Genomic DNA, 26,137 nt, shown 5'->3' on the forward strand with positions numbered 1-26,137 from the left:
GTCCTGACGGTGGAACAATCATCGCGCCGGCGCACCCAACGAAACGGCGCCCCAGAGGGGCGCCGTTTGCCTTGCCGGATCAGCCGTGCGGGCTTAAGGCATGGGGTGCAACATGTTGGCGTTCATGTTGTGCAAGACCCAGATCGAACCGCCCACGATGATGGCGATGACCATGACCGTGAACAAGAAAGCCGACAGGTTTTCACGCTGGCTCTTGGATGCGCCCATGTGCATGAAGAACACCAACTGCACCAGCAACTGCGCCACGCACAGCACCAGCACGCCGATCAACATGAATTGACGCGTGAAACCGCCGCTCATCACCAGCCAGAAGGCGACCAGCGTCAGGACGATGGAGAGAATGAAACCGACGATATAGGACTTCAAGCTGCCGTGATCGGCATGGTCGGCGTGGGCGACGTCGTGATGAGCGGACATCAGATGGCTCCCATGAGGTAGACAAAGGTGAAGACGCAGATCCAGACGATGTCCAGGAAGTGCCAGAACAGGCTCAGGCACGACAGACGACGCTTGTTCACGCCATCCAGGCCGTGGCGGCGCACCATGTCGATCATGATGATGATCCACAGCAGGCCGGCGGTGACGTGCAGACCGTGGGTGCCGACCAGGAAGAAGAAGGCCGACATATAGGCGCTGCGATCGGGGCCCGCGCCTTCATGGATCAGGTGCTGGAACTCGTAGAGTTCCATGGCGATAAAGCCGGCACCCAACAGGAAGGTAATGACCAGCCAGCCGATCACCTTGTTGGCTTTGCCAGCATGCATATTGAGCATGGCCACGCCGAAGGTGAAGCTGGAGATCAGCAGCAACATCGTTTCGACCAGAACGAACTTCAGGTCGAACAGTTCGCTGCCGTGCGGGCCGCCGGCCGTCGCATTCGACAGCACGGCGAAGGTCGCGAACAGCACCGAGAAAATGAGCAAATCGCTCATCAGATAGACCCAAAAACCGAAAACGGTCTTGGATCCATCGTCGTGGTGCTCATGCCCGTGATGGGCATCGTGAGAGGAGTTGGCTACAGCGTGCGTCATAGTGGATCAGGCCGCCTTTTGCATTTTGGCGTAGTGTTCGTTCTCGATGCGCTCGACTTCGGCGGCAGGGACGTAGTAGTCCACGTTGCGGTCATAGACACGGGCGATGAAGGAACCGATCATGCCGACCAGGCCAACGATGGCCAGCCACCAGATGTGCCAGATCAGAGCAAAACCCATGACCAGGCCGAAAGCGCTGATGTAAATACCGGCGCCGGTGTTGCGCGGCATGTGGATGTCTTCGTACTTCTTGGGTTGCACGTAGGCGATGCCGCGTTCTTTGTCTTCCCAGTGCTGGTCGAGCGAATCGACGTGCGGCACATGGGCGAAGTTGTAGAACGGCGGGGGCGACGAGGTGGCCCACTCCAGGGTACGGCCATTCCAGGGATCACCCGTCAGGTCCGGGTTCTGCTTGCGGTCACGGATCGAGACCACGACTTGCTGCAGCAGGAACCAGATGCCCAGCGCGATGAAGAAAGCACCCACCAGAGCAACGATCAGGTAAGGCTGCCACTCCGGATTGTCGTAGTGGTTCAGGCGGCGCGTCATGCCCTTGAAGCCCAGGATGTACAGGGGCATGAAGGCCAGATAGAAACCGATGAACCAGCACCAGAACGAGTAGCGACCCAGACGCTCATTCAGCTTGAAGCCGAAGGCCTTGGGGAACCAGTAAGTCATGGCCGCGATACAACCGAAGACCACGCCGCCGATGATGACGTTGTGGAAGTGGGCGATCAGGAACAGGCTGTTGTGCAGCACGAAGGACACGGCCGGGATGGCCATCAGCACGCCGGTCATGCCGCCGATCACGAAGGTGACCATGAAGCCGATGGTCCAGAGCACCGGCGTGGTCATCTGCACGCGGCCCTTGTACATCGTGAACAACCAGTTGAACACCTTCGCCCCGGTCGGGATGGAGATGATCATTGTCGCGATGCCGAAGAAGGCGTTGACGTTGGCCCCCGCGCCCATGGTGAAGAAGTGGTGCAGCCAGACCAGGAAGGACAGCACGCCGATGGCGGCCGTCGCATAAACCATGGAGTTGTAGCCGAACAAGGGCTTGCGCGAGTACGTGGCGATGATTTCCGAGAACGCACCAAAGCACGGCAAGATCAGGATGTAGACCTCCGGGTGACCCCAGATCCAGATCAGGTTGACGTACATCATCACGTTGCCGCCACCGTCATTGGTGAAGAAGTGCGTACCGAGATAACGGTCCGCCGTCAGCAGCGCGAGCGTGGCGGTCAGCACCGGGAAGGCGGCCACGATCAGGATGTTGGTGACCAGCGCAGTCCAGGTGAACACCGGCATCTTCATCAGGTTCATGCCCGGGGCGCGCATGCGCAGGATGGTGACCACGAAGTTGATGCCGCTAAGCGTTGTGCCCAGCCCGGATATCTGTAGCGCCCAGATGTAGTAATCCACCCCCACGCTCGGGCTGTAATCCAGCCCGGACAAGGGCGGATAGGCCAGCCAGCCGGTCGCGGCGAACTCACCCACGAACAGCGACATCATGATCAGGACCACGCCGGCGGCGAACAGCCAGAAGCTCAGCGAGTTCAGGAAGGGGTAGGCCACGTCGCGCGCGCCGATCTGCAGCGGCACGATGAGGTTCATCAGCCCGGTGATGAAGGGCATCGCCATGAAGAAAATCATGATGACGCCGTGGGCGGTGAAGATCTGATCGTAGTGATGCGGCGGCAGGAAGCCCGTCGAGTCGCCCGAGGCGACGGCAAGCTGGGTGCGCATCATGATGGCATCGGCAAAGCCGCGCAGCAGCATGATCAGGGCGACGATGATGTACATCACGCCAATGCGCTTGTGGTCCACGGTGGTAAACCACTCGGTCCACAAGTACTTCCACTTGCCCAGATAGGTTATCGCGCCCAGGAGGGCCAGGCCTCCCAGGGCGACAGCGGCCAGCGTAACCATGACGATAGGTTCATGGTACGGAACGGCCTCCAGAGTGAGTTTTCCGAACATCAATTACTCCGCAACAGCGATCAGATTCTTCGAGGCGGGCGTACACGTCGCAGGGTCGACACCGGCCATCTTGCTCATTTGGTTATGCACGATGAAGTCGAACATGCCGACCGGCACATCCGAGTACAGTGCCACCGGGTTGTGTTCGCTCGGCTTGGTCAGCTCGGCGTAGACCTCAGGCGTGAGGGTCTGCTTGGCCGCCTTGGCCTTGCTGATCCAGTCCTCGAAACCTTGCTGCGACATGGCCAGCGCACGGAAACGCATGCCGGAGAAGCCACCGCCGCTGTAGTTGGCCGACAAGCCCGCGTAGTCACCCTCTTCGAACGCGTTCAGGTGCAACTTGGTCTCCATGCCCGCCATCGAGTAGATCTGGCTGCCCAGCTGGGGGATGAAGAAGGAGTTCATCACCGATTGCGACGTGATGCGGAAGTTGACGGGCGTATTAACCGGGAAGGCGATCTGGTTGACCGTGGCAATGCCGTATTCCGGGTAAATGAACAACCACTTCCAGTCCAGCGACACCACCTCGATGGTCACCGGCTTGGCCGTCGACTCCAGGGGGCGGTAGGGATCCAGCTCATGCGAGGACTTCCAGGTCAGCACCGCCAGAATGACGATGATGATGCAGGGAATGGTCCAGACCACGACTTCGATACGGGTCGAGTGCGACCACTTCGGCAGGTACTCGGCATCCGTATTGGAGGCGCGGTACTTCCAGGCGAAGTAGAGCGTCATGAATATGACGGGCACCACGATCAGCAGCATCAAGCCGAGTGCGGTGAGGAGCAGGGTTTTTTCCTGGGCGCCGATGTCTCCCTTGGGAGAGAGAATTTCCATCGTGCAGCCGCCAAGCAGCAGGACAGCGCCGACAGCTAGCGTGCGCGCGATAGTCGCAAGGTGGGGGTGTTTCACGTACAGCCTTGGGATGGATGGAGAAAAGGTTTGACGGCCCGCGGGCAGTCCGCAATGAGCGGAATTTCACACAGAACCAGAGCAGACTTAGACTTTAGCCAGTGCAGCGGCCCCAGGGGGTGCGACGAAATGACGCAGGGTGGAGGGGGAGCAGGTGGCTGGCGGGGCCTTGAGGCTTATCAGCAGGGTCTTATGGCCACTGCGGCCCGAGGCTGGGACTGCGACAATATGACGCACCCCAAAATCGCCCTATGCGGCGGATCCGCTACTCGATGACCGAATCGCGCTCCGGACCGGGCTTTTTCATGAGCTTGCGCTGCAAAGAACGCCGGTGCATGCCCAACAGGCGGGCGGCGGCCGACACATTGCCGCCGGTTTCGTGCAAAGCCTGCTGGATGTGCTCCCATTCTAGGCGGTGCAACGGCGTCATGGTCGCTTCAATCGTAACCGTTTCCGGCTTCATCAGGCCCAGGGTTCTCAATATCATGGGGGCGGTCGCGGGTTTGGGCAAGTAGTCGTCGGCGCCCCGCTTGATGGCCTCGACCGCCGTGGCCACGCTGGCATAGCCGGTCACCAGCAGGATGCGCATGTCCTCGCGCAATGCGCGCAGGGGACGGATCAAGGTCAGGCCCGAATCCTCGCCCAGCCGCAAGTCCACCAGGGCAAACGCCGGCCGCACCTCCTCGGCCACCCGCAGCGCCTCGGCGATATTGCAGGCCACATGGGTCTGCAATCCCCGCCGCGCCAGGCTGCGCTGCAGCGTTTTGACATAGAGTTCGTCGTCGTCGATCAGCAGACCAACGGGGGAGTTCGATTCTGTCATAGTGATGATGTCGCCCCGCCCAAAGGCAGATGAAAGCTGATGCGGGCGCCTCCGCCCTCGGCAGCCGAGATGGTCATTTCGCCCCCTAGTTGTTCAACCGTGGCGTGAGACAGCGCCAGGCCCACGCCCAGGCCGCCCGGTTTGTCGCTGCTGAAAAGCGCCGGCAACACGGTGTGATCCGGATCGAACCCTCGCCCATGATCGCGCACTTCGCCGCGCAGCGCCCCGTCCAGGAACTCCAGATGCAGATCGACCCGCGGATCGCCGGCCTCTTCGCCGGCGTCGGCGGCATTGTTCAGCAGAGCCTGCAACAGGTGGGCGATGGCCGGCTCCACCCGCAGCGATTCGGGCAGGCTGCCGGTGCGGCGCAAATCGATCGTCGGGCGGATGAGGCGCCACTGCCCCACCACGCGTACCAGATCGACCTCCGTGGGCACGGCCAGATTGCGGATGCGCTCGCGGCACAAGGCCAGCAGCTCACGCAGCGTATCCACATCGGCGCGCAGGTCCGGATCCTGCACTTCTTCGCGCACCTCGTCGGCCAGCAGCGTCATGGTGGCCAGCGGCGTATTCAGTTCGTGCGCCATGGCCGCCGCATGGGTGGCCAGCGCGACGATACCCTCGTTGCGCGTGAAGCGCTCGCGCAGCAGGGCCAGTTCTCTTTCCCGGGCCCGCAAGTCGGCGGCCAGACGCGTCGAGAAATACAGCACCACGCCCGCGGAGATCAGGAAGTTGGCCCCCAGCCCCCAGAGCAGCAACAAATACGTATTGTGGCTGCTGGCCAGCGGCTGGCCGAACACGGCCGCGGCGGTGTAGCCCGCCAGGCTGGCCAGGGCCGCGGCGAACGCCCAGCCGCCGGGCAGCGCGAAGGCCGCCAGGGCGATCAACACCAGAAACATGGTGCCGAACGGATTGGTGATGCCGCCGCTCCAGCCCACCATCCAGGCCAGCACCGCCATATCCACCATCAGATGGGCAAAGGCCGTGCCGTAGGAAATATCACTGGTGCGCCGCAGACGCAGGCTGGCGTAGGCATTGAATGCCACCAGCGCGCCCACGCCAGCCCATAAGGGCTCCAGCGGCAAGGGCAGCCCCAACAGACTGCTGGCCACGAGCACGGTCATGGCCTGCCCGCCGATGGCTAACCAACGCAGGCTGCACAGAGTGCGCAGGAAAGAAATGGCGGAACTACCGGGCATGGGCAGGAAAAAGCCGCGAAGGCTGGGAGAGGCCGACAAGGCCCTCCAAGAGGGCAAAAGGAGCCAAACCTCGGATTGTAGGGGGATTTCCCGGGGGACGCTCGGCGCCCTGCGCGCCTGCCGGGCCAGCGGCCGGCCATGCAAATCCGCCCTACAAACAATAATGATTATCAATTATACTGCCGGTCTGCGCGAATTCCGCCGCGTTCGTCCCAGGAGGTCGCATGTCCACGCTATCCGACACCGAGCAGCTACGCTCGGAGCACGCCGCCCTGCTGCAAGCCTACGGGCGCATCCAGGCCGATTGCTCCCTGCGCCTGCGACGCCAGGCCGAGCGTATCGACCATCTTGAAAACGCCCTCTTCCAGACACGCCTGGCGGTCGTGCTGCGCGATACGCGCATGGCCTGGGCCGAAGCGGATCAGCAGGCGCTGCGCGAAGCCGCCCAACTGCCGCGGCGCAAAACCCTGGCGCGGCAGGTCGAGCAACTCATGGAAAGGGTCCGGACGTTGGCCCGCCAGCGCAATGGCGGCAGCCGGGCAGTGCTGTGCGTGGGCAGCGATGGCAATACCGTCGGCCTGGCGCGGCAACTGGTAGAAAGCACGGGCGGGCGCTTTCTCACGCACGAAGGCGAAGAAGAAGCCCTGGAGGCCAGCCTGCGCGCGGCGGATCTGGTCATCTGCCAGACCGGCTGCATCAGCCATGACGCCTATTGGCGGGTCCGCGACCATTGCAAACGCACAGGAAAACAGTGCGTGCTGGTCGACAGCCCGGAAGCCGTCATCCAGCCCCCCACTTCACGCAAACCGGCTTGATTCGAGCGCAAGCCCGGCTCGCCGCAGCGACGAGCGCGGGCCGGCTGCCTTACTCGAAGCGCGGCGCTTCGTCGAACTCCTCCGACAGGCGGCGCAGGGCGCCTTTCAGCGCAAGCGCTTCGGTCGGATAGGGCGCCTCGGCGACCTCCAGCGGCGGGAAACCATATACATTGACGCGCGGCACGAAGCCGGCTGCCTCTTCGCGCATTTCGACATCGAAGTTGCGGTCGCCCACCCAGCCGCTACGCACGATTTTCCATTCCATGCCAGTCACTCCCGAAAGCCGGCGGCGCCTTGCCGCACGAGGTTGATTCCACGTCCACCATCCTCGCCCATCCGCATGAGCAATGCAACCTCAGGACATTGCGGCAAGTCATGGCGCGGCCCGATCACGGGTTGGCAAAGCGAGCCATGGGGTTTACGCTAGAAGTGAGCCGGCATGATTCACATCGCCGGAACTGACTCGGACATACCCTCTTAAAAGGAGTTGCTTGCTATGGTCAAGAAACTGGATCCGAAACAGAAGAGCGCCGCGGTTCAACGCCGCAAGCGCCCGCTAGCCACCCCGACTGACCTGGCCCAGGCCGCCACCCGCGATATCTCGGTTGCCCTGAACCAGTTGCTGGCTGACGTCTTTGCTCTCTACCTCAAAACCAAGAACTTCCATTGGCATGTCAGCGGCCCGCATTTTCGCGACTACCACCTGATGCTCGACGAACAAGGCGATGAGCTGTTCGCCATGACCGACGCGCTGGCCGAGCGCGTGCGCAAGATCGGCGGCACCACGCTGCGCTCGATCGGGCACATCGCCCGCATGCAGCGCGTGCTGGACAACGACGCCGATTACGTCCAACCGCTGGACATGCTGGCCGAGCTGCGCGATGACAACAAGGCGCTGGCCGCCGCCCTGCGCGAAGCGCACGACGTGACCGACGAGTACCACGATATCGCCAGTTCCAGCCTGCTCGAAAACTGGATCGACGAGACCGAAAAACGGACCTGGTTCCTCTTCGAGGCCAGCCGTCAGGCCGACAGCACCGGCCACTGAGCCGCCGCCCTCGCGTCTGTCACACTGCCCCGGCCTGTCCGGGGCAGTGTCGTTGGGGCCCACACGCGGACGCGGGCAGCGCCCGGCCCTCTGTCCGCAGGCATAATGCCCGCGTACAGGAGATTCGACATGGACATATCCGCACAGACCGTCCTGGTCACCGGCGCAAGCCGTGGCTTAGGCGCGGCCATCGCGCGGGCGCTGGCGCAGGCCGGCGCCCGCGTCATCATCAACTACCATCGCAGCGAGCGTCAGGCACGGGCGCTGGCCGAAGAGCTCGGGCCGCTGGCCATTGCCCTGCAGGCCGATGTCACCGACGCCGCGCAGGTGCGCGCCTTGGTGGCGGCAGCCGCCGAACACACCGGCCAACCGATACTGTCCGTGGTCAACAATGCGCTGGCCGACTTCCGCTTCGACGGCGACGCCCGCCCGCTGCTGGGCGACATCGCCTGGGAACGCTTCGAAGGGCAGATCAATGGCGCGGTCAAAGGGGCGCTCAACACCATGCAAGCCGCCCTGCCCGCCATGCGGCAGGCGGGTTTTGGCCGCATCGTCAACATAGGCACCAACCTGGTTCAGAACCCGGTCGTGCCCTATCACGACTACACCGCCTCCAAGGCTGCATTGCTGTCGCTCACGCGCACTGCCGCCCAAGATCTGGGCCCGGACGGCATCACCGTGAACATGGTCTCCGGCGGGCTGCTGCAAACCACGGACGCCAGTTCAGCGACCCCGCAGGCCGTGTTCGATCTGATCGCCAGCCTGACGCCGCTGCGGCGCGTCACCACGCCGGCCGAGTTCGCCGACGCGGTGCTGTTTTTCCTGTCGCCGTGGGCGCGCGCGGTGACCGGGCAGAATCTGGTCGTCGACGGCGGGCTGGTCAAAGACTAGCCCGCGCTGGCGCGCTTTTGCGCGCCCAGCAAGGCATCGGCCACATACTGGCTGAGCAGGGGCGCGGACAGCTGCATCATCGCCGCTCCCACCTGATTGGCCGTCTCCTGCATCTTGGCGGCCTCGGGTGCGGCATCGCCCTTGTCGGCCACCGACTGCAATTCGGCGGCGGTGAAAAACTGGCTATAGGCCTGAGCCAGGTTTTCTTCCCATTGGGCGCGATACGTGGGCGCGGCCCGTTTGAGTTCTTCTTCGAGCAGGGCATGGGCTTTCTCGGCGCCCAGATGCTGAACCAGGCCCGCATAGGTTTGCGTACGCAACGCCGCGGCCATTCCCATGGGCAGCAAGGCCACGCCGAGATCCTGCCGCGCCACCATCTCACGCGCCGCATCCAGCGGCCCGGCCGCCTGGGCCAGCCCGGCCATCGAGCACGACAAAGCCAGGCCCAAGGCCAGCCCGCGCAAACTCCTTGCTATCTTCATGACGCCCTCCCCGGCGATGTTCGACACCCACTGTACACCTGGTGCCGGCCGCCCTGGTAGCGGAGGTTCAACTGGCCAGCAGATAGGCCACGCTAGGCGTGATGAGGACGTTGGACAGGCCGGCCAGCACCATGACCAATCCGGCGATGGACCCTTCCTCGGCGGCGAGCTCGCGCGCTTTGGCCACGCCCGCGCCGTGCGCGCCCATGCCGAACAACGCGCCGCGCGCCAGCGACGATCGCAGGGGCAACAACCGCCGCAACGTCTGCCCCATGAGCGCGCCCAGCACGCCGGTGACGATGACGAAGACCGCGGTCAGGTCGGGCACCCCGCCCAAGCGCGACGACAGCGCCATGGCAAACGGCGTGGCGACCGAACGCGGCACCAGGCTCAGGCGCACGTCGGCCGGCAAGTCCAGCCAGGTGGCCAGCAGCCATGCGCTCACCCCGGCGATGGTGCTGCCCACGGTGACGCCCACCAGCAGTATCGGCCAATAGCGGCGGATGAGCGCCCGCTCCTGATAGAGCGGCAAAGCGAAAGACACGATGACCGGGCTGAGCATGACCATCAACCAATGACTGCCGCGCATATAGTCGGCATACCCTGCGTGCAGACACAGTGCCAGGGCAAGCAACAGCGCCGGCGCCAGGACCAGCGTCGAGCTCCACCAATAACCGCGACGGCGGTAGACCGTGCGCGCGCACAGATAGGCCAGCACCGTGGCCACCGGCCAGAATAAGAGCGCGCCCAGATCAGCAAACACGGCGGTTCATCCAGCGATAGCACAGGTCGATGGCCAGCGCCGTGCCCCCCATCACGAGCACGGTGCCCAGCACGATGACCGCCAGGATCTTCAGCCCCAGCATGCCCATCAGCTCGCGATGGTCGAGCAGGCACATCACCGCCGGCACGAAAAACAGCAGCATTTCGGCCAGCAGCCAGCTGGCGCCACGACGGATGTGATTGAGCCGCAACAGGCCGCTGCCCAGCAGCAGCAGCACCATCACCATGCCGAGCACGCTGCCTGGAATCGGCAGACGGCTCCATTGCGCCAGCGCCTGACCCGCCCAGGCAAACCCCGCGATCACCCCGACCTGCATCAACCTGCTGCGCCTCAGATAGCTGCGTCCGAGGGTCCAACTACGAGAAAACATGACAACACTCCCTGAGCGCGCTTCTCTGTCTCCGGAAGCTTGAGCGCTGTCTCTCTTGTACGCCTTTCCCTCGCATAGATAAAATGAATTCATTTCATCGAATCTATACCAATTTGGAATACCCATGGATTTGCGTACCTTGCGGGCGTTCTGCGAAGTGCTGCGCCAAGGCGGTTTTTCTCAGGCCGCGCGCGCGATTCACGCCACCCAACCCACGGTCAGCAAGGCCGTGCGCCAGCTCGAAGACGAGATAGGCATGCCCTTGCTGGACCGGCAAAGCCATCCGCCCCGGCTGACCCAGGCCGGCGAGGTGGTCTTCCGGCGCGCCCAGACCATGTTGGCGCAACGCGACGATCTGATCGCCGAACTCGAGGAATTGCGCGGCCTCAAGCGCGGTGTCTTGCGCCTGGGCCTGCCGACGCTGGGCAGCAGCGTGTTGTTCGCGCCGCTGTTCGCGCGCTTTCGCGGGCGCTATCCCGGCATCGAAATCAGCCTGGCCGAGCACGGCAGCCGCCGCCTGGAAGACATGGTGCAAAGCGGTGACATCGAACTGGGCGCCACCCTCACGCCGGTGCCGGAGGCGTTCGAGTATCAACCGGTCGCGCGTGAGCCGCTCATGGTGCTCATGCCGCCCGACCATCCGCTGGCGGGCGCTCGCCGCTTGCGCCTGGCCGAACTGCGCGATACGCCCTTCGTGATGTTCGAAAGCGGTTTCGCGCTCAACCATGTGCTGATCTCGGCTTGCGAACGCGTGGGTTTCACGCCGACCACGGCCGCGCGCAGCGGCCAGATCGACTTCATTGTGGCGCTCGTCGCCTCGGGCCTGGGCATCGGCTTTCTGCCGCGCCTGATGGCCGAAAAGCGCCAGCAGCCCGGTGTGCGGCAGGTGGAGCTCGATGATCGCGACGCGGTCTGGGAGATGACGCTGATCTGGCGCCGCGGCGGTTACCTCTCGCACGCGGCGCTCGCCTGGCTGGCGCTCAACCGTGAAATCTATCCGTCAGGAGGCCTGCAGTAGCATAGAAAAAGCGAAGAATTACCGAGGACCTGCATGAATTCCGTTGCCCAAGCCGCCTGGACTGCCTACGACAGCCAGCTCGTGCTCTACTGTATCGTGGCCCTGCTGGCCATTGTCGTACTGATCAGCGTTCTGAGAATCGCGCCTTTTCTGGCCATTTTGCTGGGCGCCTTTGGCGTGGGCCTGGCCGTCGGCCTGCCGTTGGACAAACTGGGCCACAGCTTCAGCCAGGGCGCCGGCGGCATCCTCGGCGATGCGGGCCTGATCATCGCCTTAGGCGCCATGCTGGGCGCCTTGCTGGCTGAATCCGGCGGCGCCGACCGTATCGTCAATTCTCTCTTGAATAAAGCGCACGGGGCCGCGCTGCCCTGGGTCATGGCCGGCGTGGCCATGATCGTCGGCCTGCCCCTGTTTTTCGAGGTCGGGCTGGTGATGGTCGTGCCCATCATCTTCGTCATGGCGCGCCGCTCGGGCCTGCCCATTCTGGCCGTCGGCATCCCGGCCCTGGCCGGCATGACCACCCTGCACGCGCTGGTGCCCCCCCACCCCGGCCCCTTGATCGCCATCAGTGTGCTGCACGCCGACCTGGGCATGACCATGGCCCTGGGCCTGCTGACCGCCATCCCGGCCGTCATCCTGGCCGGCCCGGTTTACGCCCGCTGGCTGGCGCCGCGCATGCCCATCGCCGAACCCGAAGAACTGGGCCAACTGTTCACCAGCACCCGCGACGCGAACCGGCTGCCCAGTTTTGCGGTGTCGATCTTCATCATTCTGCTGCCCGTGGCGCTGATGCTGGGCCGCACCGTGGCGCGTATCGCGCTGGCCAAAGAAGGCCTGCCCTACGCCGTGCTGGACTTCCTGGGCGAACCCATCGTCGCCCTGTCGGTGGCCGTGCTGGCCGCCATTGCCCTGCTGGGCTGGGCTCAGGGCACCAGCCGCGACGCGGTTGGCAAAACCCTGCGCCGCGCCCTGCCCCCCATCGCCGGACTGCTGCTGACCATCGGCGCCGGCGGCGGCCTGAAGCAGGTGCTGCTTGCCGCCGGCATGAGCGACACCATCAGCAAGATCGCCACGCAAAGCCATATGCCCTTGCTGCTGCTGGCCTGGATCGTCGCCGTGGCGCTACGCCAGGCCACGGGATCGGCCACCGTGGCCACCACCACGACCGCCGGTATCATCGCGCCGCTGGCCATGGGGCTGTCGACCACCCACGGCGCCTTGCTCGCGCTGTCCATCGGCGCGGGCTCGGTGTTCTTCTGCCACGTCAATGACGCGGGCTTCTGGATGGTCAAGGAGTACTTCGGCCTGAGCCTGAAGCAGACCTTCGCCGTGTGGTCGGCCTTGCAGACCATTGTCTCCGTGGTCGGTCTGGTCGTGACCTTCGGGCTGTGGCAGTTGCTCTGAACCCCGAAATCCGGTGAAACAGCCCTGATCGCCCGCCGTCACTTCAGACGGCGGGTTTTGGCTATGCTGGGCAGGTGATCGACACTGGAGACGGCTGGCCATGATGCTGCAAACCCCTCTTGCCCAGGAATCCGATTTCGACAGCCTGGCCCAGCTCAGGCTTGCGGCCATGCGTGAGAGTCTGCAGGCTCTGGGCCGCTACGATCCTCAGCGCTCGGCGCAACGGCTGCGCGACGGCTTCGACCCCGCCCTCACCCGCCACATCGTGATCGACGGCGCACGCGCCGGCTTCTATATTCTCGACGACCGCCACCCCATCTGGCGGCTCACGCACTTTTACCTCAGCCCCGATTACGCCGGGCGCGGCATCGGCTCGCGCGTGCTGCGCGAGCTCTGCGCCCGGGCACGCACGCTGCGCGCCAGCATCGAATTGGGTGCCCTCAAGGGCAGCCGCTCCAACGCTTTCTACCTGGCTCACGGCTTTGAGCCAGTCGGGGAATCCGAATGGGATATCGAGTACCGCTATCAGCCGTGAACCGCCCGGCGGGCTAGCCGGCCTGCCCGGGCCCGAACACCAGCCGGGGCACCGCATCGAGCAGGCGGCGGGTCAGATCGTGGCCCGGTTGCCGCAGTACGGAGGCGGCGTCATCGATTTCCACGATACGGCCGCCTGCCATGACCGCGATCCGGTCAGCCAGGTACTCCACGACCCCGAAGTTGTGCGTGATGAACAAATAGGCGATCCCTAACTCCGCCTGCAACTCGCGCAGCAGATCGAGAATCTGCGCCTGCACCGAAACATCCAGCGCGGAGGTGGGCTCATCGCAGATCAGCACCCGAGGCTCGACGGCCAAAGCGCGGGCGATGGCGATGCGCTGCCGCTGGCCGCCGGAGAATTCGTGCGGATAGCGTTTTACGGTATCGGCGGGCAGGCCCACACGCTGCAACAACTCCTGCGCACGGGCCTGGCGCTTGGGCGCGGCGAGCTCCGGATGCAGCGATGCCACGCCTTCGTCGAGGATTTCACCCACGCGCATGCGCGGGTCCAGCGAGGCATAGGGATCCTGAAACACGATCTGGATGTCGCGTCGCAAGGCCTGCATGGTGCGGCGGTCGGCGCTCAACAGGTCCCGGCCGTCGAGCAAGGCACGGCCGGAGATATGCGCGCCGTCGATCAGGCGCAGCAAGGCCTTGCCGGTCGTGGTTTTGCCGCAGCCGGACTCGCCCAGCAACGCCAGCGTTTCACCGGCCCGCAAGGTAAAGCTCACGCCGTCGGCCGCCTTGACCCATGAGGTGGGCCGGCGCAACAGGCCTTCCCGCACGGGATAATGAACCCGCAGATCCTGAACATCGAGCACGACCTGCCCGGGCGGGCGCGGGGAAGCGCTCGGCACTGCGCCCGCGGGGGCCGTCAGCGGCCGGCCGCGTTTCTCGAAAGTGGGAATGGCTTCGAACAATTGCCGCGCATACGGATGGCGCGGCGCGGAAAAAAAGGTCGCGGCATCGGCGGCCTCGACGATCTCGCCGCCGCGCATGAGGGCGACGTGGTGCGCCGTCTGGCGCACGATGGCCAGATCGTGCGTGATCAACAGCACGGCCATGCCCATTTCGCGCTGGATATCCGCCAGCAGATCCAGCACCTGGGCCTGAACCGTCACGTCCAGCGCGGTGGTGGGCTCATCGGCGATGAGCAAGCGGGGTTCGGCGGCCAGGGCGATGGCGATCATGATGCGCTGCTTCTGCCCGCCGGAAAACTGGAAGGGATAGTCGTCGATGCGCCGCTCGGGTTCGGGGATGCCCACCCGCGTGAGCCATTCGATGGCGCGCCGGCGCGCCGCCGCCCCCCGCAAGGGCGTATGGGCCGACAGCGTCTCGATGATCTGCTGCCCCACCCGCATGACGGGGTTGAGACTGGTCGAAGGCTCCTGGAAGATGATGCCGATCTGCCCGCCCCGCACGCCGCGCATCTGGCGCTCGCTCAGGGTGTTGAGATCCTGATCCTGAAGATTGACCTGTCCGCCGACGATGCGCCCGGCGTCGGGCAGCAGCCGCAACAGCGCCAAGGCGGTCATGCTCTTGCCGCTGCCGGACTCGCCGACCAGCGCGAAGGTCTCGCCGCGCTCGATGGCGAAACTCAAGCGTTTGACCACATGCGCCAGCCGGTCCTCGGAGGCCACGGCCACGTCCAGATCCTTGACATTGAGCAGGCTCATTGCGTGCCTCCGGGCGCTTGCTTGAGTTTGAACCTGAACCGCCGGCTGCGCGGATCGAACGCATCGCGCACACCGTCAGCAAACAGATTGGCCGCCAGCACCAGCGCCAGCAAGAACACGAAGGCCGTCAGCAGATTCCACCAGATCATGGGGTCACGCGACATTTCCAGGCGCGCGCCGTCGATCATGGAACCAAAGGAACTCATGCTGGGGTCCACCCCGATACCCAGATAGGACAGCACGGCCTCATACAGGACCAGGCCGGAAAACTCCAACACGGCGGTAATCAGCACGATGTGCATGACGTTAGGCAGCAGGTGGCGTGCCATGATGCGCCAGTGCGACACGCCGAAAGCGCGCGCGGCCTGAACGTATTCCTGTTCGCGCAACTTGAGGGTCTCGGCGCGCAGCAGACGGCACAGCGCCGACCAGCCGGTCAGGCCAAGAATCATGCACAGCAGAAACAGCCGCGCATCGGCGCGGGCCGCCGAGGTATTGAAATACTCGGCATGGTTCTCGATGTAGACCTGCATCATCAATGAGCAGGCGGCCACCAGCAGCACGCCGGGGATGGAGGTCAGCGTGGTGTAAAGGTATTGAATGACGTCATCGACCCTGCCCTTGAAGTAACCCGCGGCGATACCGAATACGATGGCCGGCGGCAGCATCGCCAGCGTAGTGAGCGTGCCGATCACCAAAGCCGTGCGGATGCTCTTGAGCGCCTGCCAGAGCACGTCATTGCCCGTGCGGTCCGTGCCCAGGACGTGATAGCCCGTGGAGAGCGCACCCGTTGCTCCCGCCACCAGAAACAGCAGCGTCAGCGTCAACAACATGGCGCGCCACGGAACCTGACTGTTGCCGCGCAACAGATCGCGCACCGCGACGCGGCCGGCGCCCCGGCGCCGGGCCAGGAACACCGCCAGCAAACCGCTCACCAGCAAGGCGGCCGCCAGGCCGCAGGCCATGCCGCGCGCCAGTTGGCCGCGGATATCGGGCCAGGACTGCGTCGCCGGATCGGTCAGGTGCGCGCCGCCGTGGCGCAGCCGCGGATAACCGCGCGTGACCGTGCCGTCGCCGGCCACCATGCTCTCCTTGGAGAACTGATGCGAAGCCAGCGGCGCCGAATAGGTTTTTTCCGGTTTGGCCAGCACCGAGCCGGCCAGCAGGCTATCGAGCAATGAGGTCACCACTGGGGCATAAGCCGGCGGGGCATCGGCAGCCGCCGTGGGCGCGGGCGGCAGCCGCAACTGGAAGTGCACCGAATCCAGCAGCCCGACGATGACAAAGCAGGACAGGACCACGGCCGAACACATGGCGGGCGCATCGCCGGCGACCCGGCGCCAGGTCGCGCGCAAGGCCGGGCTGCGTCGCACCCGCCATACATAGGCCAGCACCGCCAGCACCATCAGATAAAGCGCGATGTCTGTCCAGAGAAATACGAATCGGGGCATGGCGGTCACTCGAAACGCACGCGGGGATCGGCCAGCGTGTAGGAGATGTCGGCCAGAATGAGGCCCAGGATGTAGAGCACCGAACCGAGAAACACCATGGCCCGCACGATGGAAAAATCCTGCGCGCTGATGGCATCAATGGTGTAACTGCCCAGGCCGGGGATGCCGAAGAACGACTCGGCGATCAGACTGCCCATGAAGAGCAGCGGAATCGCCGACACCGTGCTCGTCAGGATGGGCAGCATGGCATTGCGCAGCACATGTCGAAACAGCACCACGGTTTCGGTCAGGCCCTTGGCGCGGGCGGTGCGGACATAGTCCTTGCCGATCTCTTCCAGAAAGATGCTGCGGTAGAACCTCGCCTCGGGTCCCAGCCGCGAAATCACCGCCACCAGAACCGGCAGCGCCAGGAACTTGATGCTGTCCAAGCCGCCGGCATAACCGGAGTACGGCACGAGCTGCCAGAGTTTGGCGAACAGCCACTGGCCCGCAATGATGTAGAACAGGCTGGAGATCGACAACAGCACCACGCACAGGACCACTCCCCAGAAATCCAGGCGGGTGGCGCGGAAAAACACCAATGTCAGCGCAAACACGATGCTGGCAAACAGGCCGAGGAAGAACGACGGCAGCGCCAGCGCCAGGCTGGGCCACATGCGCGTCTTGATCTCGCGGCCGATGTCGCGGCCGGCGTCGGAAGCGCCGAAATCCATGGTCAGCAGAGGCACCGAGCGCTGATAGAACACCGTGTCGGTGAAGCGCTCGGCGCCGCCTTGCGCATTGTTGATGAAAAGCGGTTTGTCGTAGCCGCGATCGGCCTTCCATTTGTCGATGGCATCCTGGCTGGTGCGCTGCCCGCCGATGGCCAGGCGGGCCATGTCATCGGGCGTGTTGACCGCGAAGAACAGCACAAAGGTAAAGAGGTTGACGCCGATTAGTATCAGCACGCCGTACAGCAGCCGGCGCAGCACATAGCTCGTCATGATTGTCGCTCCCGGTTGCCAAAGGCCGTCTGGCGTTCGCGCCGCTTGAGGGTGAGATAGGAGGGAATGATGGCCAGAACCAGCAACAGCAGCAAGATCCCCAGCGGCCACCAGCGCGGCTGGTTCCAGTCGTCGGTCTTCTGGACGCGCAAGGCCGGATCGACCTTCATGTACTGCAGCGTGTTGCGCACCATCTGCGTCGGCTTGGCATTGCCCACCCATTGCTGATAGGCGCCGCCGGACATCGGGAAGAAACCGAACATCCATACGGCATCGCGCCGCACGACATCGACCATTCGCGCGATGATGGCTTCTTTTTCCGGGCCGTCGTCGAGAAATTTCATCTGTTCGAACAGGCGATCAAACTCGGGATTCTCATAGTTGGCGGCGTTCTCGCCGCCGGTCTTGGCCTTGGCGTTGGGACCATAGAGCAGGAACAGGAAGTTCTCCGCGTCGGGATAGTCGGCATTCCAGCCCCAGAGAAAGAGCTGCGCCGTGCCGCGCCGCATCTTGTCCTGGAAACGGTTGTAATCCGTCGAGCGCACATCCATCTGGATGCCGAGCTTGGCCAATTGCCGGCGCATCCAATCGAACTGCGGGCTGGATCCCGCCCCGCTCATGGCGTCGTAATAGAGCACCAGCGGCGCGCCGGTCTCGGCGTTGCGGCCGCCCGGGTAGCCCGCCTCGGCCAGCAACTGCCGCGCCGTCTCGAGCGATTTGCGCACCGGTTTACCGTCTTCGAGCTGGTAGACCTGCGGGTTGTAGCCCTGCGGCAAGGGCTGGTAGCCCAGCACGCCCGGCGGCACCGGCCCGTAGGCCACGGCGGCCTGACCGTTTTCGAAGATATTGATGTACTCCTCCCAGTCAAAGGCGATGCTGATGGCCTGGCGCAACTTGCGGTTGCGCTCGGCCTGCTCGGGCGTATCCCCTTTACCCACGACCGGATCCAGCCAGTTGAAACCCATGTACCAGTTGGACGTCTCCACCGTGGTGGGCAGGCGGATGCCCCGCTCGCGATAAAGCGCGGCCTTTTCCTGGGAGTCGCCGGCGGCCACCAGCATGGACACCCCGTACTCGCCGCGCTCGACTTGCGGCACGTCGTAGTACCCCTGCAGGAATTTTCCGCTCAGCGGCAGGGCCTCTTTTTCGACGCTGAACACCACCCGGTCGATGAAGGGGGTGGGCTTGCCGCAATCGGCCAGCAGGCCCGCCTCCTGGTCGCCCGGCTCGCCCTCGCAGGGATAGGCCTCGCCATGGTAGTTGGGATTGCGAGCCAGCACATGCCGCCAGTTGGGACGCGACTCGACCAGCATGTAAGGCCCGGTTCCCACCGGCCAGGTGTTGAGCGACAGATCATGCTCGGCCATGCCGGGCTGGCTGTAGAAACGGTCGGCCTCCCAGGGGATGGGCGCGGTGAAGGTCATCGCCAGCCAATACTTGAACTGCGGATACTTGCCTTTGACCCGGATGCGCAGCGTATGGTCATCCAGGGCCTGCACCCCGTCGAACCCGTCGGGCTGGCGCAGATCCAGCCAGGGCAGATCGCGTGATCCGGACGGCACCGTCTGGCGCTGGGCACGGTCGCGCTCGCGCAGCGTGTCGCCATACTGCTGCATGCCGACGACATACTCGGCCATGAGCGAATAAATGGGCGAAACCACGCGCGGGCTGGCCAGCCGCCGAAAGGCGTAGACATAATCGTGGGCCGTCAATTCGCGGCTGCCGGTGAGCGCGAAATCCGGCACATAGAACTTGTCGTCCAACTCGCCCGGCGCCAGCGGGAAGTAGGCATAACTGCCGTCCTCCTTGCGCGCAAAGGCGGGATGCGGCTGATAACGAATGCCCGGCCGCAGCTTGATGTCATAGACGCTCTCGGCGACGCGGTCGCCGGGGGTGTCATCGGGCAGCCGCTGGCCCTGGGCGTCGAGATAGATCGGCTGGGAAATGTCGCTGGCCGCGCGCGGAATCAGCTCATAGGGGCGTTTGAGGTAATGGTAGCCGTAGAGCGGCTCGTAGATGTTGTAGGTATACGGCGTCTCGTCGGTGGAATAGGAACTGGCCGGATCGAGATACTTGGGCGAGCGCTTGACGAAAGCGGTGTAGAGCGCGTTCTCATCGAGCGCGCCGGACAGATAGGGGCTGTTGATCGGGCTTTCGCGGCCGCAGCCAGCCAGGACGGCCGCCATGGCAAACACGGCCAGCCCGCAGCGCAGCAACCGCCCAGATATGCCTAACATTGTCATCAAAACTTATCCCGTTTTTTGCGCCAGCAGATTCGCAAAGCCCTCATTCCCACCCTACGGAAACCGGGCTGCTTTTCTGTGGCCGCTCATCTTAGTCAGCAGCGCTTTTCTTTCCAGCAGTCGTAGCGCCATTTCCAGGGCTCGGTCGCGCCGTTGTCGGCCCACAAGCCGATGCGCGCTTCACGCGCCCGGCGCTGCAGGCCCGGCATGGCCTCATCCCGGAGGTAATCGCCGCGCCTGGCCGTATACGCCCAGGCATAGCCGGCCGCCACCTGCTCCCGGTTGGCCGAACGGCCATCGGGCAACACCAGCGCGCACAGATCCCGGCCGTATTGGTCTTTCTCGTAGCACTGCGCCGTCAGCGTCTTGCCTTCGACCAGCGCCGCCAGATGCTGGCGCGACGCTTCGGCATGAGGCTGGCCCGGCTCCTGCTGCCCATGCCCGGCTTCGGGCGCATCGATGCTGTCCAGGCGGATACGCCGCCGGCCGTCGGCCGCGCGCAGCGTGACCGTATCGCCGTCAGCCACGCTGACCACCGTGCCCTGCAGGCGATAACTGGCCTGCGGCAGCGCCACCGTGCTGGCCCCTGCGGGCGCCGGATCCGGCGCCGAGCCTGGCGGCAGCCCGAACCAGGCGGCAGCCAGCGCCAGAACGACGATCAGACCCGCGAGACGACGGCCAGGCCGGCGCCAGGCGCTGGGGGAAAAGCCATGAAGGGGCACGGCAACCTCATCGGATGGGCGGACTCAGAGCCAGCCGGACTTTCGAAACCGCCAATACAGAACGGCGCAAATCGTAACAATCACGCTCAAAGTGATTGGATAGCCCCAATGCGCCTTGAGTTCCGGCATGTACTCGAAATTCATGCCGTAAATGCCGGCCACGGCCGTGGGAACGGCCAGAATGGCGGCCCAGGAGGCCAGTTTGCGCGTGGTGTCGTTCTGCTGCCCCTGCCCGATCATGAGGCTGGCCTCGAAGGCAAAGGCCAAGGCTTCGCGCAGGGCGTTGACCAGCTCGTCGACCCGCAGCACGCGATCGGCCACCTCGGCGAAATAGGGCCGGGCCTGCGCATCGATGGCCGACATTTCCACCCGCGCCAGGCGACGACAGATTTCGGCCATGGGCGCGATCGCATTATGGATGCGCAGCAGATCGCGCCGCTGCCGATAGAGTTTGCGGATGTCGGCATCCTTGGCGCCCCGGATGAGCAGTTTTTGCTCGGCATGCTCGACCACGTCCTCGAGCTGAGCGACGGCGGCCACATACCGGTCGACCAGCAAGTCCAGCAATTCGGAAGTGATGTAGTCGCTGCCGCGCTTGAGCAGATCGGGCGCGGACTCCAGGCGCTCGCGCAGAATGCTGTGCGTGGACAGCGCGGTGCGCCGCACCGTGACCAGAAAACCTTCGCCGACCAGATACTGGGTTTCGCCAAAAACCGGACGCCCGCCCTCGACCTCCACCGTAATGGCCACGATGAGCACCATATTGCCGTAGTCGATGATCTTGGGCCGGCGATGCGACTCGATCATTTCCTCGCGGTTCTTGACGCTGGCGCCCAGCGCATCGACCACCTCGGTGATGCACTCGGGCGTCGGGTTGCGCAGGCCGATCCAGAGCATGCCCTTGGCACCGCCGACATAATCGGCCACTTCGGCAATGGGCACGTCGCGCGCGCGGCGCCCATTCACATAGGCGACCGACGCCACGACCTGACTGACGGGCGGCTCGGCTGCCGCTGAATCCTGAGCCATGAGCTTCCCTCCCCTGCTGGCCTTAGGCCGGCAACGCCCGACCCTCGGGGATGATAGCTCAGGAGAAGAGCTTGCGTAGGCGCTGGCCGACGTCGATCGCGGGCGTGCCCGAGGCGGCCGGCAAGCCCTCGCCGCGCCCGTGCGGCAGCGCCGGCGGCTTGGGCAGATGATCGAACAGCGGCATCAGATCGTCGGGCAGAAAACGCGTGCGGGCCGCATAGACGTGCCGGTCGCCCATCCCGCTTTGCTGATGCACGTAGAAGCGCTGCGGCACGAGCACCTGCAGGCGCTCACGCGCGCGCGTCATCGCCACGTAGAGCAGCCGGCGCTCCTCCTCGATCTCGTCGCTGCTGTCTGTGGCCATGTCCGACGGGATGCAGCCATCCACCGCATTGAGGACGTACACCGCTTTCCACTCCTGGCCCTTGGCCGAATGAATCGTGGAAAGAATCAGGTAGTCTTCATCCAGCAAGGGCTTGCCGGACTCATCGCTGGTGGCCGCGGGCGGATCGAGCGTCAGTTCGGTCAGGAAGCGTTCGCGGGTGGGGTAGCCCCCGGCCAGCCGGGCGAGCTGCTCCAGGTCGGCGCGGCGCACGCGGGCATCTTCGTACAGATGCTCGAGCAAGGGGGCATACCAGGCAAGCGCCAGATCGACGTCCGCCGGCCAGCGCGCCTGTTGGCTGCGCAAAGCGCCCAGCAACCCGACCAGCCCCTCCCATTGCGGCCCCGCGCCCGGTTTGAAGGCCTGGAGACAGGCTTGCGGATCGGCCGCCTCGGCCAGGGCATCCATGAGCTTGCCCGCTTTGGCCGGCCCGACGCCGGGCACCAGTTGCGCGACGCGGAATCCGGCCAGACGCGAACGCGGATTTTCCGCCCAGCGCAGCACCGACAGCAGATCCTTGATGTGGGCGGCCTCGAGAAACTTCAGGCCGCCGAACTTCACGAAGGGGATATTGCGCCGCGCCAGCTCCAGTTCGAGCGCGGCGCTGTGGCTGGCGGTGCGAAACAGCGCGGCCTGCGCGGTCAGGCGCAGGCCCTCCTCTCGGCGGGCCAGGACCTGATCGGCCACCCAGCGTGCCTGCCCGGCTTCGTCGCTCACATTGACCAGTTCGGGCTTCTGCTCGCTCTGGCGGTCTGTCCAGAGCGCTTTGGCATAACGCTGTGGCGCGCGGGCGATCATCGCATTGGACGCATCGAGGATGGGCTGCGTGCTGCGGTAATTGCGCTCGAGGGCGATGACATGCGCGCCGAACTGCTGCGGAAAATCCAGGATGTTGCGCACCGTCGCGGCGCGAAAGGCATAGATGGACTGCGCATCATCGCCCACGACGGTCAGCCCCCGCCCGTCGGGTTTGAGCGCCTGCAGAATACTGGCCTGCAGGCGGTTGGTGTCCTGGTACTCATCGACCAGCACATGGTCGAAACGCGCCGACACATCGCGGGCAATGCCCGGGTCGGCCATCATCTCGGCCCAATACAGCAGCAGGTCGTCGTAATCCAGGATCTGCTGCTCCTGCTTGGCCTGCATATAGGCCTGGAACAGCCGCTTGAGCTCGGCCTCCCATTGGGCGCACCAGGGGAAGGCGCACGCCAGCACGTCGGCCAACGGCTCCTGGCTGTTGATCACGCGCGAGTAGATCGCCAAACAAGTGCCTTTGAGCGGGAAGCGGCTTTGCGTGGCGCTGAACCCCAACTCGTGGCGCAGCATGCCCATGAGGTCTTCGGCGTCGCCGCGGTCGTGCACCGTGAAGGCTTCGGACAGGCCGATGCGGGTGGCGCAGTCGCGCAGCAAGCGCGCACCCACACTGTGAAAGGTGCCCGCCCAGGGCAGCGAAGGCGCCGCGCTGTCCAGCTTCATGACCCGGCGCAGCACCATGCCCACCCGGCGGTCCATCTCCTGGGCGGCGCGGCGGGAAAACGTCAGCAGCAGCAAGCGCTGCGGATCGGCGCCATGCCGGATCAGATGCGCCACGCGATGCGCCAGCGTGCTGGTCTTGCCCGAGCCCGCGCCCGCGATGACCAGCAAGGCGCCCGACGGGGCCGCGCCCGGCGCGATACCGAACGTGGCGGCCTCGCGCTGCTCGGGATTGAGTTCGTCCAGCGGATCGCTGGCATCGGCGTTGAGGGGAATCATGGCAATACACTGTATATTTATACAGACTATACCGCGTTCCGAGCGCCCCTTGCGCAGCCCCCACATGAGCGTACTGATCGGCACCGCCTCCTGGACAGACCCCACGCTGCTGGCCTGCGGGCGTTTCTACCCGCCCCAGGCCCGCGATGCGGCGGCACGGCTGCGTTTTTACGCCGAGCACTTTCCGGTCGTGGAAGCCGACTCGCCCTATTACGGTCTGCCGACGCCGGAACTCACGCATGCATGGGCGCAGCGCACACCCGCGGGCTTTGTCTTCGACGTCAAGGCTTTCCGGCTGTTCACCGGCCACCAGACACCGCTGCGCGCCCTGCCGGCCGATTTGCTGCACGACCTGGGCTGGCAGGCCAGCGAGGCGCGCGTCTGTTTCGATAACCAGATCCCCGCCGCCTGGCGCGAGGAACTCTGGCGCCGCTTTCTGTTGGCGCTCGAACCGCTGCGCGCGGCCGGCAAGCTGGGCCTGGTGCATTGCCAGTTTCCGCCCTGGGTGCGCAACGATGCGCGCGGCGCGGCGCGTCTGGCGGCATGCGCCGGGCAACTCGAAGCGCTGGACGCCTCCATCGAGTTCCGGCACGAAAGTTGGCTGCGCGACGCCGCCACGGCCGCGGCCACACTGTCCCGCCTGCGCGAGCGCGGGCTGGTGCACACCATCGTCGATGCGCCGCAGGGCGTTGACAACACCGTGCCGGCGGTGTGGCGCACCACCCGCGACGATATTGCATTGCTGCGGCTGCATGGGCGCAATGCGCAAACCTGGCTGAACCGCGGTCCGGCCTCGTCCTCGCGCTTTCAGTATGAGTACAGCCCGCAAGAGCTGGCGGAACTGGCGCAACGCCTGCGCCAGCTTCCCGCGCAGCACACCCATGTCATCCTCAATACCAACTATCAGGATCAGGGCGTCAGGAACGCCCAAGGCTTGTTGCGCGCGCTGCAGGGGCCGGCTTAGGTCACCGCGCTTGCCAACGGGCTGCGCCGGGCCACCTCATTGAGGCTGGCCAGAAGGATTTCGAATTTGCGTGCGATCTGGCTTTCGGGCACGCAGGCGTAGCCCAGGAGCAAACCATGGCGGGCCGGTTCGGCGCCCGTGTAATAGCGCGACAGGGGCCGCGTCAGGACGCCGCGGGCCCGCGCCACATCGACCACGGCCGTGTCGTCGATGTCTTCCGGCAGGTTGAGGATGAGGTGCAGGCCGGCCTCGCTGGCGTCGCGGTGCAGCCATTGCGGCCCCAGACGCCGCTCGATGAGATTGACCAGAATCGCACGCCGCTTGCCGTACAGCATGCGCATGCGGCGGATGTGGGCCGCGTAATGCCCCTCCGACATGAAGGTCGCCAGCGCGGCGTGCGTGATCAAATGGCCTTCGCGGTACAGCTCCGCATGCCCGGCCTGAAAGGCCGCGGCGAGATTCTTGGGCAGCACCAGATAGGCCACCCGCAGGCCGGGATAGAGCGTCTTGCTGAAGGTGCCCAGATAAATGACCGGCGCATCGGGCTCCAAGCCCTGGAGCGAGGAAATCGGCCGCCCCGAGAAGCGGAATTCGCTGTCGTAGTCATCCTCGATGATCCAACTGCCCCAGCGCCGGGCCAGGGCCAGAAGCTGCCGGCGGCGTGCCAGCGACATCACCGTGCCCAGCGGATACTGGTGCGAAGGTGTTACGAAAATAAATCGCGGCGGCGTGCTCACGCTTTCGGCCGCGGCCGGCAGCAGCATGCCTTCCTCGTCAACGGGCTGCGGCTCCACGCGAACCCCGTTGGCACTGAGCACGGTGCGCGCGCCCCAATAGCCGGGGTTTTCTATCCAGGCGACATCGCCGCTGGCCCCCAACAGGCGCGTGGCCAGATCGATCGCCTGATGCGACCCTTCGGTGATGATGATTTGTTCAGGGTCGCAATCCACCGAGCGGGTCAGACCCAGATGCTCGGCCAGCACGGCGCGCAAGGCCGGCAGCCCGCCGCCGTAGGAATACGTCAGCAGCTCCGGCGCGGGCCGGCGCCACAACGCACTGAAAATCCGGCCGAACTTGCGATGCGGAAACTCCGTGACATCCGGCACCCCGGGCATGAAAGCGCCCCATTGATAGGGCGACGCCGAGGCCCGGTCGACGATATGGGCGCCGCGCTCGGACAAAACAGGGCCCGATGGGCCATTGGCCTGGTGCCGCCGCGAGCGGCCGGTGGCCAGATAGGCATCGGGCACACTTGCCGTTACAAAAGTGCCATTCCCCTGCCGGCTGCGGGTATAGCCCTCGGCCTGCAACTGGGCGTATACATGAACCACGGTATTGCGGGCAATGCCCAGCTCGGCCGCCAGATCGCGGGTCGCGGGCAGACGGGTGTCGCCGGGCAGCGTGCCGTCCAGTATGGCCTCGCGGATCGCGCGGTACAGACGCTGATTCATGGGCCCGTCGGAAGCGTCACCCAAGCGCAGCAGCAACAAGTCGCCGACGATGGACCTCAATTGGTTCTACCTGATATGCAAAAGTGGTTCCTAAGAATGGGGCCATCTTAGCATTAAAGTATCAGGGTGACGCCGCTGGCGATGACCGCCTGGCCAGTCTTTCGCC

25 protein-coding genes are annotated in these 26,137 nt (G+C 64.9%); 7 read left to right on the forward strand and 18 right to left on the reverse strand.

Annotation, left to right across the window (positions count from 1 at the left end):
• Positions 1-93: 93 nt before the first annotated feature.
• From cyoD to CAL22_RS15320, 6 genes are all read right to left on the reverse strand, one after another.
• Positions 94-438 (reverse strand): cytochrome o ubiquinol oxidase subunit IV, encoded by a 345-nt coding sequence (gene cyoD, locus CAL22_RS15295; RefSeq protein ID WP_094814685.1) that lies wholly within the window; start codon positions 436-438, stop codon positions 94-96.
• A complete protein-coding gene (gene cyoC / locus CAL22_RS15300) occupies positions 438-1,052 on the reverse strand; it encodes a cytochrome o ubiquinol oxidase subunit III (RefSeq protein ID WP_094814687.1) in 615 nt (204 codons plus the stop codon). The genes cyoD and cyoC overlap by 1 nt, the downstream gene beginning before the upstream one ends.
• Before the next feature lie 6 nt (positions 1,053-1,058).
• A complete protein-coding gene (gene cyoB / locus CAL22_RS15305; protein ID WP_094814689.1) occupies positions 1,059-3,035 on the reverse strand; it encodes a cytochrome o ubiquinol oxidase subunit I in 1,977 nt (658 codons plus the stop codon).
• Between the two features lie 3 nt (positions 3,036-3,038).
• Entirely contained in the window at positions 3,039-3,947 is a 909-nt protein-coding gene (gene cyoA, locus CAL22_RS15310; RefSeq protein ID WP_094814691.1) for a ubiquinol oxidase subunit II, read from the reverse strand.
• A gap of 265 nt (positions 3,948-4,212) precedes the next feature.
• A complete protein-coding gene (locus CAL22_RS15315; RefSeq protein WP_094814693.1) occupies positions 4,213-4,770 on the reverse strand; it encodes a response regulator transcription factor in 558 nt (185 codons plus the stop codon).
• Positions 4,767-5,969, reverse strand: coding sequence for an ATP-binding protein (locus CAL22_RS15320; RefSeq protein WP_094816673.1), 1,203 nt, complete (start codon positions 5,967-5,969; stop codon positions 4,767-4,769). Before CAL22_RS15320 ends, CAL22_RS15315 begins: the two co-directional genes overlap by 4 nt.
• A 224-nt stretch (positions 5,970-6,193) precedes the next feature.
• Between CAL22_RS15320 and CAL22_RS15325 the strand changes: the two genes are divergently transcribed.
• A complete protein-coding gene (locus CAL22_RS15325) occupies positions 6,194-6,784 on the forward strand; it encodes a DUF2325 domain-containing protein (RefSeq protein ID WP_094814695.1) in 591 nt (196 codons plus the stop codon).
• Between the two features lie 49 nt (positions 6,785-6,833).
• On the opposite strand, the gene CAL22_RS15330 is transcribed toward CAL22_RS15325, so the two are convergent.
• The gene (locus CAL22_RS15330) at positions 6,834-7,049 is read right to left on the reverse strand and encodes a hypothetical protein (protein WP_094814697.1); all 216 of its coding nucleotides are present in this window, start codon (positions 7,047-7,049) and stop codon (positions 6,834-6,836) included.
• A 231-nt stretch (positions 7,050-7,280) separates the two neighbouring features.
• On the opposite strand from CAL22_RS15330, the gene CAL22_RS15335 reads away from it, so the two are divergent.
• On the forward strand, positions 7,281-7,832 hold the full coding sequence (locus CAL22_RS15335) for a Dps family protein (protein WP_094814699.1): 552 nt from the start codon (positions 7,281-7,283) through the stop codon (positions 7,830-7,832).
• Between the two features lie 129 nt (positions 7,833-7,961).
• On the forward strand, positions 7,962-8,723 hold the full coding sequence (locus tag CAL22_RS15340; protein WP_094814701.1) for a 3-oxoacyl-ACP reductase: 762 nt from the start codon (positions 7,962-7,964) through the stop codon (positions 8,721-8,723).
• On the opposite strand, the gene CAL22_RS15345 is transcribed toward CAL22_RS15340, so the two are convergent.
• From CAL22_RS15345 to CAL22_RS15355, 3 genes are all read right to left on the reverse strand, one after another.
• The gene (locus tag CAL22_RS15345) at positions 8,720-9,205 is read right to left on the reverse strand and encodes a hypothetical protein (RefSeq protein ID WP_094814703.1); all 486 of its coding nucleotides are present in this window, start codon (positions 9,203-9,205) and stop codon (positions 8,720-8,722) included. The genes CAL22_RS15340 and CAL22_RS15345 overlap by 4 nt on opposite strands.
• A gap of 67 nt (positions 9,206-9,272) precedes the next feature.
• Positions 9,273-9,968 carry an LrgB family protein gene (locus tag CAL22_RS15350; RefSeq protein WP_432264305.1) on the reverse strand — a complete coding sequence of 232 codons (696 nt, stop codon included), beginning with the start codon at positions 9,966-9,968 and terminating at the stop codon, positions 9,273-9,275.
• Positions 9,958-10,359 (reverse strand): CidA/LrgA family protein, encoded by a 402-nt coding sequence (locus CAL22_RS15355; RefSeq protein WP_094814705.1) that lies wholly within the window; start codon positions 10,357-10,359, stop codon positions 9,958-9,960. Before CAL22_RS15355 ends, CAL22_RS15350 begins: the two co-directional genes overlap by 11 nt.
• 124 nt (positions 10,360-10,483) lie before the next feature.
• Here CAL22_RS15355 and CAL22_RS15360 point away from each other — a divergent pair, with 124 nt between their 5' ends.
• The 3 genes from CAL22_RS15360 to CAL22_RS15370 all read left to right on the forward strand — a co-directional run bounded on the left by CAL22_RS15360 (position 10,484) and on the right by CAL22_RS15370 (position 13,316).
• A complete protein-coding gene (locus tag CAL22_RS15360) occupies positions 10,484-11,377 on the forward strand; it encodes a LysR family transcriptional regulator (protein WP_094814707.1) in 894 nt (297 codons plus the stop codon).
• A 33-nt stretch (positions 11,378-11,410) separates the two neighbouring features.
• The gene (locus CAL22_RS15365; protein WP_094814709.1) at positions 11,411-12,781 is read left to right on the forward strand and encodes a gluconate:H+ symporter; all 1,371 of its coding nucleotides are present in this window, start codon (positions 11,411-11,413) and stop codon (positions 12,779-12,781) included.
• Positions 12,782-12,881: 100 nt separating this feature from the next.
• Positions 12,882-13,316 (forward strand): GNAT family N-acetyltransferase, encoded by a 435-nt coding sequence (locus CAL22_RS15370; RefSeq protein ID WP_094814711.1) that lies wholly within the window; start codon positions 12,882-12,884, stop codon positions 13,314-13,316.
• A gap of 13 nt (positions 13,317-13,329) precedes the next feature.
• On the opposite strand, the gene CAL22_RS15375 is transcribed toward CAL22_RS15370, so the two are convergent.
• The 7 genes from CAL22_RS15375 to CAL22_RS15405 form a co-directional block, all read right to left on the reverse strand.
• Positions 13,330-14,994, reverse strand: coding sequence for an ABC transporter ATP-binding protein (locus CAL22_RS15375; RefSeq protein WP_094814713.1), 1,665 nt, complete (start codon positions 14,992-14,994; stop codon positions 13,330-13,332).
• Positions 14,991-16,445, reverse strand: a complete 1,455-nt coding sequence (locus CAL22_RS15380; RefSeq protein WP_094816677.1) for an ABC transporter permease — start codon at positions 16,443-16,445, stop codon at positions 14,991-14,993. The genes CAL22_RS15375 and CAL22_RS15380 overlap by 4 nt, the downstream gene beginning before the upstream one ends.
• 5 nt (positions 16,446-16,450) lie before the next feature.
• Positions 16,451-17,428, reverse strand: a complete 978-nt coding sequence (locus tag CAL22_RS15385) for an ABC transporter permease (protein WP_094814715.1) — start codon at positions 17,426-17,428, stop codon at positions 16,451-16,453.
• Positions 17,425-19,665: an ABC transporter substrate-binding protein gene (locus tag CAL22_RS15390; RefSeq protein ID WP_094814717.1), complete on the reverse strand. Its 2,241-nt coding sequence runs from the start codon at positions 19,663-19,665 to the stop codon at positions 17,425-17,427. Before CAL22_RS15390 ends, CAL22_RS15385 begins: the two co-directional genes overlap by 4 nt.
• A 101-nt stretch (positions 19,666-19,766) precedes the next feature.
• Positions 19,767-20,393, reverse strand: coding sequence for a thermonuclease family protein (locus CAL22_RS15395; protein WP_094814719.1), 627 nt, complete (start codon positions 20,391-20,393; stop codon positions 19,767-19,769).
• Between the two features lie 24 nt (positions 20,394-20,417).
• A complete protein-coding gene (locus CAL22_RS15400) occupies positions 20,418-21,422 on the reverse strand; it encodes a magnesium and cobalt transport protein CorA (protein ID WP_094814721.1) in 1,005 nt (334 codons plus the stop codon).
• Positions 21,423-21,480: 58 nt separating this feature from the next.
• Positions 21,481-23,556, reverse strand: coding sequence for an ATP-dependent helicase (locus tag CAL22_RS15405; protein WP_094814723.1), 2,076 nt, complete (start codon positions 23,554-23,556; stop codon positions 21,481-21,483).
• 64 nt (positions 23,557-23,620) lie between these two features.
• On the opposite strand from CAL22_RS15405, the gene CAL22_RS15410 reads away from it, so the two are divergent.
• The gene (locus CAL22_RS15410; RefSeq protein ID WP_094814725.1) at positions 23,621-24,520 is read left to right on the forward strand and encodes a DUF72 domain-containing protein; all 900 of its coding nucleotides are present in this window, start codon (positions 23,621-23,623) and stop codon (positions 24,518-24,520) included.
• On the opposite strand, the gene CAL22_RS15415 is transcribed toward CAL22_RS15410, so the two are convergent.
• Positions 24,517-26,031, reverse strand: coding sequence for a PLP-dependent aminotransferase family protein (locus tag CAL22_RS15415; RefSeq protein ID WP_432264306.1), 1,515 nt, complete (start codon positions 26,029-26,031; stop codon positions 24,517-24,519). The two genes, CAL22_RS15410 and CAL22_RS15415, sit on opposite strands and share 4 nt — an antisense overlap.
• Positions 26,032-26,137 lie beyond the last annotated feature (106 nt).

It is taken from the genome of Bordetella genomosp. 12 (assembly GCF_002261355.1).
Taxonomy (GTDB): domain Bacteria; phylum Pseudomonadota; class Gammaproteobacteria; order Burkholderiales; family Burkholderiaceae_B; genus Bordetella.